This is a genomic window from Photorhabdus machadonis (genome assembly GCF_052657765.1).
Window position 1 is genome coordinate 391,075 of sequence record NZ_CP199761.1, and the last position, 13,065, is coordinate 404,139.

Annotated in this window: 9 protein-coding genes; all 9 read right to left on the reverse strand. The window is 52.4% G+C overall.

Annotated features, from left to right (window positions below; translation table 11 throughout):
* Positions 1-17: 17 nt before the first annotated feature.
* The 9 genes from tssM to tagH are packed head-to-tail and all read right to left on the reverse strand — an operon-like array spanning position 18 to position 13,060.
* Entirely contained in the window at positions 18-3,563 is a 3,546-nt protein-coding gene (tssM, locus tag ACUN2T_RS01965) for a type VI secretion system membrane subunit TssM (RefSeq protein ID WP_445495996.1), read from the reverse strand.
* Positions 3,560-4,987, reverse strand: coding sequence for a type VI secretion system protein TssA (tssA, locus tag ACUN2T_RS01970; RefSeq protein ID WP_445495997.1), 1,428 nt, complete (start codon positions 4,985-4,987; stop codon positions 3,560-3,562). The genes tssM and tssA overlap by 4 nt, the downstream gene beginning before the upstream one ends.
* Before the next feature lie 4 nt (positions 4,988-4,991).
* Positions 4,992-5,639, reverse strand: a complete 648-nt coding sequence (gene vasI, locus ACUN2T_RS01975; RefSeq protein ID WP_445495998.1) for a type VI secretion system-associated protein VasI — start codon at positions 5,637-5,639, stop codon at positions 4,992-4,994.
* Complete coding sequence (locus ACUN2T_RS01980) at positions 5,636-6,436, reverse strand: helix-turn-helix domain-containing protein (RefSeq protein ID WP_445495999.1); 801 nt, start codon at positions 6,434-6,436, stop codon at positions 5,636-5,638. The genes vasI and ACUN2T_RS01980 overlap by 4 nt, the downstream gene beginning before the upstream one ends.
* Positions 6,433-9,072, reverse strand: coding sequence for a type VI secretion system ATPase TssH (tssH, locus tag ACUN2T_RS01985; RefSeq protein WP_445496000.1), 2,640 nt, complete (start codon positions 9,070-9,072; stop codon positions 6,433-6,435). The genes ACUN2T_RS01980 and tssH overlap by 4 nt, the downstream gene beginning before the upstream one ends.
* Positions 9,073-9,082: 10 nt before the next feature.
* Positions 9,083-9,853, reverse strand: coding sequence for a type IVB secretion system protein IcmH/DotU (icmH, locus tag ACUN2T_RS01990; protein ID WP_445496001.1), 771 nt, complete (start codon positions 9,851-9,853; stop codon positions 9,083-9,085).
* The gene (gene tssK, locus ACUN2T_RS01995) at positions 9,853-11,205 is read right to left on the reverse strand and encodes a type VI secretion system baseplate subunit TssK (RefSeq protein ID WP_445496002.1); all 1,353 of its coding nucleotides are present in this window, start codon (positions 11,203-11,205) and stop codon (positions 9,853-9,855) included. Before tssK ends, icmH begins: the two co-directional genes overlap by 1 nt.
* Before the next feature lie 2 nt (positions 11,206-11,207).
* Positions 11,208-11,774 carry a type VI secretion system lipoprotein TssJ gene (gene tssJ, locus ACUN2T_RS02000; protein WP_445496003.1) on the reverse strand — a complete coding sequence of 189 codons (567 nt, stop codon included), beginning with the start codon at positions 11,772-11,774 and terminating at the stop codon, positions 11,208-11,210.
* Positions 11,774-13,060: a type VI secretion system-associated FHA domain protein TagH gene (gene tagH, locus ACUN2T_RS02005; RefSeq protein WP_445496004.1), complete on the reverse strand. Its 1,287-nt coding sequence runs from the start codon at positions 13,058-13,060 to the stop codon at positions 11,774-11,776. Before tagH ends, tssJ begins: the two co-directional genes overlap by 1 nt.
* Positions 13,061-13,065 lie beyond the last annotated feature (5 nt).

Below are 13,065 nucleotides of genomic sequence, written 5' to 3' on the forward strand. Positions count from 1 at the left end.
CGGGGCAGGTTTTTTTATTAATAGAGGGTGTCAGGCAGGGTGAACTGGCTGAACAGGCCGCCGGCAAACGGGTTGTCGGATTCATCCACGTAGATACGGTAGGTCATGTCCCCCCCGTCCACGCTGAACAGCACATCAAAGGAATCCTGACGTACGCTGGTCAGTTTGCCGCTGTTAATCAGCCGCAGTTGTGCCCACGGACCGGTGAAGCGGATGGCGCGTGGGGATTTGCCGCTGACGTCCGGTATCAGGGTGAGCTGACTTTCCACCCCGGCGCGCATGGAGTTCGGCCAGATTAAGTGCACGATGCTGCCACGGCCGTGGGCATAATCGAGTAACTGTCCGTCAAGGTTAAGCAGGCTGCGGCGTTTGTTGCCGGTCAGGCTGAGGGGTTCAATGGCAAACTGGGCGCCCAGGCCGTTTTGCGGGGTGAAGAAGGTGTCGCGGATACGGTTAGCCAGGGTCAGCTGTTTCAGGACATCAGGGCGGATAAGCGGTTCACCGTCAGTGCCGTAGATTAAGTTGTTCTCGACAAACGGTTTGAGGTTCTGCTGATAGAAGGCATCCAGTGTGCCGCCCGGGCGGAAGAAGCGGTCGAACTCACTGAGCGGCACATCCTGGGTGGCTTCCGGGTTGAACGGATAGCGGCCGGCCAGGTAGGTCTGGTACTGTCTGACGACGTTTTCGCTCCATTCGACTTCGAGCGAGCTGACTGCAGCCATCATGACCACCCGCCACGCCTGTTCAGCCAGTTCACCGACCCAGCGGTTTAACGGTTCCGGCAGGGTTTTCGCCAGCTGCTGCACTTCGAAGATGGGGTCGCTGTTGTTCTGTTCCAGTCGCAGCTGGACGGCTTTCAGGGCGGCTTTACCCGGTACCGGGGCGTTCTGAATCGCCAGCAGGTAGCGGTGCAGCGCAGTCAGTTTCTGATAAACCCCCTGTAGGGTGCTGTTTTTATCCTCATATTCCACCAGCACGGCGGTTTCGGGGGCGAATTCCCGGTTGATGCGCACCAGCAGGCGATAATCCGGTGTGTCGCGTAACTGCTGTTGCTCTTTGGCCGGCAAGGTCGTATTCATCACCGGCAGGCGGGTGTTGTCGCTGAGGATTTGCAACGCGCGGCTGAGGGGCTGTTCCCCGCTGATAACCTGCTCAATGGCGCTGATGGCCTGCGGGATATCGGTAAAATGCCGGATATCCAGGTTGTTCATGGCCCCGCGCCAGGTGGCGGTGTAGTCCCCCAGGTACTGTTCGGTGATTTGGCGCTGGATTTCTTTCCGGTCAGTCTCGCTGTACTGCACGTTGTGCGACAGATTCAGCACCCAGCTGTCCATCACGGTGAGGTCAATCAGCTGGTCGTCCTGTTTGACGAAGTAGTTGTTCAGGCCGCTCATCGTCAGGAACTGCGGGATAATCAGCTGCTTGTCATTGTTGGCGATAAAGATGCTGTCAAAGCTGGAGCCAATCTGGTCACGCAGGTTAAGAGGCGGCGGCAGTGAGTCCTGGGCTTTGATGCGCAGGTTCTGGTACACCCGCTGGTAAATGGAGAGCTGGCTCAGTTCTTTCTGGGCGTTTATCATCGGCAGTTTGTAAGGGGCAAAGCTGCTGATAGCCGTCGGGTTATCCGCCTCGCGTGCCGCCCGCCAGTCGGTGTGGTCCAGGGCATAGTCGAGGTGGGTGAGCAACTGTTCCTGTACCTGACGCTGGCCGTTAAACACCTGACTCCAGCGTTCGCGCATGTATTGTTCTACCAGTGACTTGTTGCGGCCACTGCGGTCTTCCAGCATCCGCATGATGCGAAGGACTTCGAGTTTCTCTTCACTGCCTTTGGTCGCCTGGTTCAGGTCATCCAGCAGGCCATTCATCAGGGCGGGCAGGAAGCGCTGGGACAGCAGTTGCAGGTAGGTGTTTTCAACATACGGACCGACATCAGAGCCCTGGTACAGCCCCATATCCGCGAGCAGCCCTTTCTGATGGTAATCCCCGTAGGCCAGGGTCGCTTCCCGGATAGGGTTCAGCAGGGGCAACTGTAGGTTTCCGTTGCGGTCTTCCCCTTTTGGCGGGGGAATGGACAGGAAGGTTTTGGCCTGTGCCAGCACTTCTTCACCGGCCCGGTAGTTCTTTTGATAGTTATCGTGCCAGCCTGCCCACAGCGCCAGGGCGACTACGGCGCCGGTGGTGGAGAAGGTCAGGAGTTTGCGGCGGTTACGGCTTAACCACAGGCGGTTTTCTGCGGCCAGATTGGGCTCGGCCAGCAACACGTCTTCAAACAGCGAGCGGGTGAAGTAGGGGGCGGTATCGGCCACTGGCCAGGTCGGAAAGGCCTGGGGCCCCAGGTGATACTGCACGGCGGCAGACTGGGTAAAGATGTCATCCATCTGGCCGATTTGTCTGGAGGAGGTGAGATAAACGCCGCGCAGTCCGGGCTGTGCCGGGCCGCCATTGTAGAGCATGCCCTCCAGCAACTGAATCAGGTAACTGTGCAGCCCCTGTATCTGGCGGGTGAAGCTGAACAGCGGGCTGCGTTGGCCGATATCCACCTTGTTGAGCATCATGTCCGGCATCGCGGCATTGAGCTGTTGCATCCACTGGTGCCAGAACTGCGCCAGTTCAGTACGCCAGCTCTGTTCATCATGCGCATTCAGGCTGAAGGTGACGCCCAGTATCTGGGTGCGTTGCGGTTTGTCCAGTGACTGAAATGCCGCACTGAAGCCATGCAGCAGATCCAGTTTGGTCAGTACCAGATAGAAGGGCAGGTGGTTGTGCAGGGTTAACCGCAGATCTTGCAGACGCAGATGGAGCGCGGCGATATACCGTTCGCGCTGCTCTTTGTTGTCGGTCAGTAAACGCTGGGTATCCACCGTCAGGATAATGCCGTTGAGGGGCTGGCGCTGACGGTTTTCGGTCAGCCAGGTGAGCAGGGATTGCCACAGGCGGGCGGGCAGCTGGGGCCTGCTGGTATCGGACGGGGATATCTGGTCGATAAGGAAGCCGTCCGGGTCAATGATGACCGCTTTTTCCCCCAGCCAGCAGCGCAGGTGCAGGGGGTGAACCTCTTCCCCCTGATGGCTGTCAGGAAGGGCAATGTCAGTCAGTTTGTAGCCTTCTTGGATCAGTGCGGTTTTGCCGCTGCCGGTGTTGCCCAGCATCAGGTACCAGGGGCGCTGGTAGAGGTAATTCCAGGTGCCGAGGTGGCGCTGCAACTGCGCTTTCCAGTGATTAAGGTAGCTGTCCTGATGAGTAATGTCGGCCAGTACCGGATCGATCTCCCGCAACTCCACATCCAGCTTGAGTTTTTCGAGCTGACGCAGACGGCGCCAGATTTTGGTCCCGATAAAGCCCAGTGCCAGCAGCAGAATAATGACGGTTGCCAGCCAGCGGGCGGAGAGATTTTCCAGCGGGTGGGTTTGTCTGAACTGCCAGCCGGGTCCCCACCACCATATCCAGATGAGGGCAATACAGGGCAGGAGGGCCAGTATCAGCGAGGCGGTGGCTTTGAGCGGCGGCAGGCGCGGCATCGCCGGTTTTTTAATATTTTTCAGAAGAAGAGAGAGCCAGTTCATGGGTTAACGCTCCTGTTTGTCATCGTATCCTTTGAGGCGGCGGTCATTGCGGCTTTTTCTGCCAGTCCCGCCAGCAGGCCGGGCTCCCAATGGGTGAGTAACAGGTGCTGTCCTGCCTGTAACAGGTGCCGGTAATGTTGTTGTGCCAGGGCGGTCATGCCCGCCTGTTCAAGCAGTTGTGCCGTGAGCAACTGCCCATAGAATTGATCCCGGGGTTCGGTCAGTTGCTGCTGGTGCTGTTCTGCCGCGTGGAGTGCGGCCTCCAGTCCGTGTTGCCGGAAACAGTGCCAGACCGCTTCCTGCTCCTGTGTTGTGCTGCCGCTGGCGGCCGTCGTCTCCGGCGGTTGCAGCCAGCTCAGGGTTGAGGATGAGATAAGCGGACTCATATCGGAAAAATACAGGGTCTGTAGAACCGGCAGGCGTTCAAGAAATGCTTTCAGTTCGTCACGGATGGCCCCGGTGACGGCGGTATAGCCGAGTTTTTCGGCAGCTTGAGCCGCGATAGCGTGGCCGTCAAGCCAGTAAGGGGCGAGGGTCAGGCTCTGTTCTATCTGCCGCAGCAAAGCGTTATCGGCTGTGGGCAGTTTTGCCAGATAATCTGCGGTCCGGTCGGCAGCAGCAGGCGCGAGTGGGGTTTTGCCTTCATTGCTGGCCATCGGGGCGGTGGTCAGTGTGTGCCAGATGGCATAACGGCGCAGACGGTAACCGGTGGCGGTATCGGGCTGGCGTTCGCACAGGAGATCAGCGACGGTGAGTAAGGTTTGTTTCCAGGCTTTTTCACTGGAGCTGTCTATCGCGACATTCGGTGCCGGTGTCTGCGCTGAGGTGCCCGCAGGTTGTGCGGCGGTTTCTGCTGATTCAACCGGGGCGGCGGTGGGTTTTGGCGCGGGTTTGCGGGCATAGCGGGCGCGCAGCTGGTCTATCTCTTTAGCCAGTGCGGGTTCATCGGTATGCCAGCATTGCGCCAGATGCGCCAGTGCGCCTTGTGCCTCTTCGCGCTGAGTCTCATCAGCCTGTTCGCAGAAGCCGGTCTGAGCAGAATCAAAACGTTTGATGACCTGCTGTGCCAAGCGACGTTTGAGCAGGGGTTTTTGCGGCCAGGCGGTCTGCCAGTAATGCCGAATGTAACCGGCCAGCAGCTCCATTGCCAGTATCAGTTCAGCGGGGTTGCTGCTGTGTTGCAGTGTGCGCAGTAAATGAACCATCAGCCTGAAATCTTTGCTTTTTTCGCTGAACAGTTGCAGCGCCTGACGCTGGATCTCTTCAATATTGAGGGTGGAATGGGCCAGTGATCCCAGCTTAACCATTTCCCCGTCAATATATTCCCAGGCGGGTTCGTTTTCATCGAGTTCCCTGCCAGTCAGTTCATCCGATAGAGGGGTCAGCAGGAGTCCCTGCCAGTCAAATTGTTTCCTGATATCCATGGGATCACCAACGACAGGCGGTGCGTAAAGGTTTCACCGCCTGTTCCAGTTGAGAAATGTTGAATGTTATCTGACTGCCGCTGTCAGTTTTGATGGTCAGGGTGTGGCCTGTCATCAGCCGTTTAAGTTGTTCAATGCCGGGTAGCCCACGGCTGGATTCCAGCAGGTAGCCGTTTTCGCGCAAGAACCAGTCGGCGCTGAATTGGGTTATGTCAGTTGAAATCATCACCGTGCCACTGTCTTGTGGTTTAGCTAAGGCGACCTGTATCCGGGTGATATTATCGATACAACTCAGCATCAGTACCGGGCGTGGTGGCAGAGCACCGATCGCGGGTGTGGTGAGTATGACGCGGGTCGGTATTCCCGTGGATTGGGTCGTGATAAAACCGGTTGAATGGTCAGTTCGTTTCATTTCTTGTTCCATTGCCTGTCTCCAAGCCGGGCCGGTTTTTTCTAATGGTATAACGGTAATGTTATCCACTTTATCCAATAGACGGTCATAGCAATCGAGTCTGATCAGCGGTGAAGGTTCTGAACGGCATTGCAGCAAGGCCGATTGTGGCGGTTCTGTTGTGGTTTCCTGAGCGGGCTGAATATCGGCTGTGCCCGTCAGGGATGCGATTAATGAACTGACAAGTAACCAGAAACTCATAATTTACACCTGTATTTCGCCAGTTTGTAAGTCAGTGTACGGGGAGCAATTCCCAGGCTTTCAGCAATCTGTTTGGTGTTGTTGCCATAGATATGCTGGCGTTGTATCAGTACCGCAGATTCAAACTCTTCGATTGCCTGAGGCAGGTTGTCAATTTTGCTGTAATCGTGAGAGACGCTGGCCGATATTTTGTTTTCTGCTGTGGTGCTCAATGAAGCCAATAATTCATCAAGCTGTTTTTCTTTTTGGCGCTGAGTCTGAAAGACTTGGCGGATCTGGCGCAGTTGTTCACGCAGTTGTTCTAATTCTTGTAATCTTTTCAGCCGGTGCTGCATGACATAGCAGTAGATGTAAAACATGTTGCTATCGTCGGCAAAGCGACTGACATCTTCGGCAAAAATAGCAATGACACCACACGCTTGTCCGTTGCAGTTAAACAGCGGGATGGCATGCAGACCACAGCGATGGGGAAGCTCTTCTACAAAGGTGCGAAAGTTTTGATTGTCTACTCGTACTCCTTGATTGAGTGATTCCCAGGTTGTGGGGGTGCCTTTGTACAGGATTTGTACCAACGGGTGGTTGATATCGCCAATATTGACATCCAGTTGTAGAGCGCTTATTTGGTTTGGCGCTGGCAGTCGGTAGCATTCAAGGCAGTTTTCATTCACGTTAAGCAGAGAAACCAGCAAGGCGTCAAAACGCTGGCGTTGGTGATTCACCTGAAGAAAGTGGTGAACCAACTGCTCAATAGAGTCATTTTCCAATAACGCTAATGCGCTTTTCAGCCGTTGTTTCATGGTATCTCCTTAACCACCGCGTTGAATTCATGTGCATCAACGGTCAGTTGGATGGTATTGATCTGTTTTCCTAAAGCCATTTTCTGTAGCAGCAGCAAGGATAGTGGCGGCAATAAAGCGCCATCAATGATCGATTCCAGCATACGTGCACCGTTTTCAGCTCGGGTTGCCCGTTGCAGTATCTCTTCAATAACGTCGTCACTGATGGTGACTTCGGCATTGAAACGTTGACGTAATAGGTTATCGAGGCGGACCAGTTTGCCTTGGATAATGGTTTTCAGGGTGTCGTATCCCAACGGTAGATAAGGCACCACTTCCATTCGCGCCAGTAGTGCCGGTTTGAAGAAAGCCGCCAGTTCAGGGTAGAGTAGGTCGTTCATTTCTTCCGGTTTATCAGCGTTATCGACGATGGTTTGATAGCCCAAGTTGGAGGTCAGGAAGAAGGCAACGTTTTTGCAATCAATCACCCGGCCTTCACCATCGGCCAGTTCACCTTTGTCGAATGCCTGATAGAACAGGTTCAGTACGTCAGGGTGGGCTTTTTCCACTTCATCAAGCAGGACAACGGAGTAAGGTTTTTGGCGAATAGCTTCGGTGAGCACGCCACCTTCACCATACCCTACATAGCCCGGAGGTGAGCCAATCAGGCGGGAAACGGTGTGTTTTTCTTGAAATTCGGACATATTGATGGTGGTCAGGTATTGACGGCCACCGAACATTAATTCTGCAATTTGTAAAACGGTTTCCGTTTTACCAACACCGCTTGGCCCTACTAGCAGGAAAGCTCCCAGTGGGCGACCCGGGCGGCGCAGGTCGGCTCTGGCAGTCAACAGATGTTGATGCAGGCATTTGATGGCGAGATCTTGCCCTTTGATGCTTTGTCCCAGATGGATTGGCAGTTCAGTGACAACAGAGAGTTCACTTTGTGAAAGACGATTAAGTGGGACGCCAGTCCATTCAGCGATAACCGCCGCAATTTGGTTTTTATTCACATGAGGAGAAACCAGGGTTTGTTGTTGCTGTAACTGCTCCAGCTGTTGATTAAGTTCAGCCAGTTTGGTAATCAGCTCTTCGGTTGTTACCTCTGAAGATGTTGAGTTCTCTTCTGTTTCATCGGTTATTTCATCCGTTAACAGCTGACGCCGCAGTTCAATAACTTGTTGAACCAGTTGCTGTTGTTGCTGCCAACGGGTTTCCAGTTCAGCCAGTTTTTCTGTTGTCTCTTGCTGTTGCTGACTCAGTTCATCCAGTCTGTCAGTATGTTGGTTCAGCCCCATCCGTTGTTCCCTTGCCAGCATATCCGATTCCATATGCTGTTGGTGGAGTTGGTTTTTCAGTGCGGAAATCTGACGTGGGGGTGTTGTCAGGTTGATGGCAACACGTGCACATGCGGTATCCAGTACATCAATCGCTTTGTCTGGTAACTGGCGACCAGAGAGGTAACGGTCACTTAATACCGCAGAGGTTTTCAGCGCTTCGTCATCGATCAATACGCCATGAGCCTGTTCATAGATTGCCCGCAGGCCACGCATAATAATAGTGGCTTCTTCTGCTGTCGGTTCGGCTACTTTGACCAGTTGGAAACGGCGGGAGAGGGCCGCGTCTTTTTCGAAATATTTTTTGTATTCTCCCCAAGTGGTTGCGGCGATAGTTTTCAATTCACCACGCGCTAGGGCGGGTTTCAGCAAGTTGGAGATATCCAGCCCGCCCTGTTGATTGCCTGCGCCAATCAGTGTGTGGGCTTCATCAATGAACAGAATAATGGGTACAGATGACTGGCTGATTTCACTTATGATGCCTTTGAATCGTTTTTCAAATTCACCTTTTACCGCTGCTCCCGCCTGTAGTGCGCCCAGATCTAGCGTCATCAGTTCACTGTTGCGCAATTTTTCCGGTACCTGGTTGTCGATAATGCGCAAAGCTAACCCTTCAATCAGTGCGCTTTTACCCACGCCCGCTTCACCGACCACAATGGGGTTATTTTTACGGCGACGGCAGAGAATATCGATCATCAGGTCGATTTCGGTGTCACGGCACAGAACCGGATCGAGTTTTCCCTGACGGGCTTGTTCTGTCATATTCTGAGTAAAACGGGCGAGCAGACTGTCACTGTTGGCGGTGGTTTTGCCTTGTCCGTTTTTATCGTTCTCCACAACAGGTTGTTCGGCAGAGCCAGCAGTCCATTGTGTGAAATTCTGACGTAGCAATTCGCGGTTTATTCCCGACAGAAGACGCGCAGATTGCGGTGTCAGGTAGCGTGATGGGCTGAACAGTAATGTCATGAGCATGACACCGCTGCGTAATTCTTGATGCTGCATTTCGGTTGATGCTAGCAGCCAACTATCCTGTAACCATTCCACCAACATCGGGGAGAAGTTGGGGTAGGCTTGAACCATCGTTTGATGGTGAAGGATCATTTGATCAAGCTGTTCTTTCAGCAAGTCACTGTCTACCTCGGCTTGGCTGAAGATCGCTCTGACATCACTGAGAGGTGTGTTGATCATTTGCAGCAGTAGCTGAGAGACAGTGATCTCAGGTTGCTGCTGGCTGACACACTGTGCTGCCGCCGTTTCCAGAGCGTGCCGGGTCATCGGATTTAAGCGGTTAACTAATGTGGGTAGATCAATCTGGATCATCGGTTCTTTCCTAGCTCAGTAAATTATTTAGCTGTTGTAAGATGTTCTCGGTCTGGCTGTGCAGCCGGACAGCATAGAAGCCATATATCACGGCGAGCAGTGCAGTGCCGCTCCAGAACAGGTGTTTGATGGTCAGACGTTTACCTAGTCGGTAGCGGCCATCACGCTCGTTAGCGTTACTGTGCAGAATGGTTGCTGGCGCTTCGCCCCGCAGTGTGTGCAGTTGTTGGTGTAACCGGCGGAATAAATGTTCAAAATCATCACCTTTCTGCGAAGCCACTTTGTAGCGACCACGGTAGCCAAGGCAGAAGCAGAGATAGATAAACTCCAGCAGATGTTGATAGCGCTTAGGTTCACCCATTAAACGCTCCAGTAACTGAAAGACTTTTTCACCGCCCCAGGTTTCATTGTGAAATCTCACCAGCAGTGATTGTTGCAACCACTCATTTTTGCTGTTCCAGCCATGTCCCAGTGCGGTTTCGTCAATGAAGGTACAGAGCATGTAGCGGAAAGAGACAATCGCGCCCGGTTCATAACCTTTAGTTTGCAGAAATTGTTCGATTGCCTGAATATCGGTTACAACCTGTTGGTAAAGTTGGTCCGGCAGCGGCTGATCACCCATGTCTTTCATGCGCATTACCATACCGAGTAGCGGCGTGGCGGCATCAATCATTGGATTCAGGCTTTCTCCGCGCAGCGGTAGCTGATACTGACGATGCAATACAGTATCAGTGACTTCCGGCGTTAGAACCGGGTTGTCATTCATGGCTTCGGGTTTCATTAGTCACTCCCATTGCTGACTGCCCAGAATTGCATGTCTAATCCAGGGAAGTCCCCCGAGACATGGAAGGCAATGGTGGTGCCTTTCAGAATCTCTTGCCACGCCGAACCTTGTTGATCAAAGCGGAAATAGGTGTAGCCAGCGTGATAAGGCAACTGACGTGGAGCAGCGGAAAGAGCTTCTATAGAAACGCCTGGCAACTGGACGCTGACCATATCGCGAATTTTTTCCTGTGATGTGACTTTGATTTGCTGAACAAACTGTCGGCGTAACTGCTCCTGTGGCATTTGTGCGCGGACGGCCAGAATGAAATCTGCTTTGTGCAACAGATCAGGGTCATGGATAGTCGCCACCCTGAAGCCATTTGCTTGAATCTGTAGTGGTAAGGAAACGGCTCGTGGTGTCAGGACGACACCCATTTCCTGGCGCATGTGGTGCATGATGTTCAGGAATGTTTCGGTAAGATCGTTATGATCGTAGTTTGGCATACTGTCGATCAGACGAGATTTATTCGTAAATGTTCTTAATTCAGCCCAAGTCTGGAGGACTTGAGTAAAAAAATCTTGTGGATGGAGAATGGGTTGTTTGGCGTAATGGGCAAACCATGGGTGGGTTCGGTTAATTAATTGGAGCATCATAAATTCAGACACATCAGCGACGCCTTGTTGACCGGGCAGACCAATCCTCTTTGCAAGGGATTGAGCCCGTTCCGCCAACGCTCCTCCTATTTCATTCATATAGCGTTTCAATAGTGGGGACACCTTAACGGCAGTACAGGTCGGGATGAAGTCCTTATCAAGAGTGATGACTCCATCCGTAAGCCTCTCTTTGATCCGGCATAGCGGCAACAAGGAGAACGCGCTGAGATCCTCTGAGCCCTGTTTCAAAACCGGTGTCAGTTGTGCCAGCATGAGCTGGCTGATATCACCACCATCTGTGTGCAGGTCTCGGACATCAGCCATATGTTCACGGTAGCGTACAGCCCCTGCTTGATTGGATTCCGAATGGGAAATTTCATTGAGGGTATCGTTGGTCATGGGTAGCGTCAGGTAGATATTTTTGCTGTCTGTCCCGCTAATATCGACTATATCAAGCGGTTGGGGAATAGCATCCTGGTGCGGAATAGAGAATATGGTACCATCCGGCATGATACCGCTGGCCTCAATGATACCGATACGCCCCAGAGCGAGAAGATCTTGGTCGATAGTTAAGGAACTGAAGCCGTAATAGTGGTTGATAAAGGTTGCCAAGCGGCTGTGAGCCAGATAGTCATTATGTTTTTGTTGCTGCTGAAAGTGTTGTGGCTTGATAAATAATCCTTCGCGCCAAATCACCCGATTTTTACCTGACATAATTATTGCTCCTCTTTTCTAAGTTCAACTTCGTTCGCTCTGATGTGCACCAAGATGTGGTATTGCTGCCCTGTGTCTTTGACTTTGATCACTTTTTTCCATTCGGATTGATTGATATCGGCATAACGAACGATGACGCCGATGTAACGGCTATTTTTTTCCAGTGGGATGACTGGCAACGGTTTGTATTGCCCCGGCAATAAGGTGTAATCCTGATGGTCGATGTAATTTTTCCCCAGCGCTTTATCCAGTTTGTCGCTCTCAAGTTGATCATAATCAGCGGCAAGCAGACGGGAATCTTCACTGAGATAGATCAGATGCATTTCAACCGGCGTGGGTTCGCCATTTTTGTTGGGATTGATATCAGGCTCTGCCAGCAAAGTGATCGCTGCGGTGGAAGGTAAATCCGCAGGTTGACCGACAGGGGTCGATGGGTCCCAGACAACTTGTCCGACTTTCTTCGTCGCCTGCCATGCACTGCTGCAACCGCTTAACATCAGCGCTGCCAGCAATACAAACCATAAGGTATGATTACTGAACCATGAGGTATTACCGCCGGAGCGTTTCATTACTGGCTATCCTCTAAACCCTGACGTAGAGCGCGGTCATAAGCCTGTTCATAGACTTCACTAAACAGTTTTTCGAATCCTTGCTGGCGGCTGGAAGCCAGTTCACGGTAGTAGCTGGTGTACATTTCCCACGCCCAGGTTGCGTCTCTCTCCTGCGTTTCATTACTGCGACGGTATTGGGCGAAGCGGTTGAGCAGGTGCTCCGGTGAGAAAGCATCCAGCATGGTGTTTAATGCGGCAGTGATCGCGATCCGGTTAGCTTGATAGTGCAGTTGCAGGTTGTGCAGACTTTCAGCGACAGCGGATGGCGCAGAGAGATGTACCGGGCTTTTTTGATCCGCGAACATCACCTGCATGGTGGTGTCGTAATCCATATTGAGCCGCAGTGGGTTATCTTCGATAGGACGTAGTTGCTTGTCACGCAGACCATGTTGTGCACTTTGTAATGCCAGTAAACCTTCAATCGCCGCTTTCATGGTTTTACCCATTTCTTCCAGAAAGTCGTTAGCCTGTTGGCTGTTATGCAAAGGTAAGTGTGTGCTTAACCCTCGCATCAATGGTGTGATAGCGACATGCTGCTGTTCCATGTCCTGATATTGTTCACTTAAAGGTGAAGAGATACTCGGTAAATCAACAAAATCCCGATCCATAGCATTGCCTCTGTTGTCTGAGAGGGGAGAGAAGAATAATGGGGTGTTGTAATGGCCTTGTTGCAGGCTCTGGTTTATTTCATTACTCACTGGGGTTTGGTCCAGTGTGGTCAGATTTTCGCTGTCGAGAACCTTAAGTGGGTCATGGCTGAAATCGTGGTTAATCGTTGGTGCTAAAGAATGATGATCGGTGTAAGTGGTATCCTGGGCAGGATCTTTTTCCATCATGGCATCCAGTGGATTGCTATAGCTAGAGACAAGCGATTCCGGTGATACCATCATTGGATCAATCCGATCTGCGTCGGAAAAACTGATATGGCTTTTGATCACCAATTTGCCGACAGTAATTTCATCCCCTTGTTGCAATCGGATGAAGCCGGTACCCGAGGTTAGTGGTGACTGATTCACAAACAGAGGCCCGGCGATCATTTGCAGACAAAATGCGCCATCACGCCACTGAATAGTAAATTGTGATGGATTGATATTGCCTTTCTGATCCTGAATAGACCAAAGATGGCTTTCGCTGTTGCCGACTGTGCCGCCTTGAGTGGAGAACAGGCAGCTGGCAGATTTGCCGCTTTCCAGTTGATCGCTGTTGATCACGCGTAATGAAAGGGTTGGCTGTTGTTTTTCCATCGTCT

What these genes read in the sequence shown, in the direction of transcription:
- tssM (WP_445495996.1), bottom strand. Translation starts at nt 3,563, where the DNA reads ATGAACTGGCTCTCTCTTCTTCTGAAAAATATTAAAAAACCGGCGATG.
- tssA (WP_445495997.1), bottom strand. Translation starts at nt 4,987, where the DNA reads ATGGATATCAGGAAACAATTTGACTGGCAGGGACTCCTGCTGACCCCT.
- vasI (WP_445495998.1), bottom strand. Translation starts at nt 5,639, where the DNA reads ATGAGTTTCTGGTTACTTGTCAGTTCATTAATCGCATCCCTGACGGGC.
- ACUN2T_RS01980 (WP_445495999.1), bottom strand. Translation starts at nt 6,436, where the DNA reads ATGAAACAACGGCTGAAAAGCGCATTAGCGTTATTGGAAAATGACTCT.
- tssH (WP_445496000.1), bottom strand. Translation starts at nt 9,072, where the DNA reads ATGATCCAGATTGATCTACCCACATTAGTTAACCGCTTAAATCCGATG.
- icmH (WP_445496001.1), bottom strand. Translation starts at nt 9,853, where the DNA reads ATGAAACCCGAAGCCATGAATGACAACCCGGTTCTAACGCCGGAAGTC.
- tssK (WP_445496002.1), bottom strand. Translation starts at nt 11,205, where the DNA reads ATGTCAGGTAAAAATCGGGTGATTTGGCGCGAAGGATTATTTATCAAG.
- tssJ (WP_445496003.1), bottom strand. Translation starts at nt 11,774, where the DNA reads ATGAAACGCTCCGGCGGTAATACCTCATGGTTCAGTAATCATACCTTA.
- tagH (WP_445496004.1), bottom strand. Translation starts at nt 13,060, where the DNA reads ATGGAAAAACAACAGCCAACCCTTTCATTACGCGTGATCAACAGCGAT.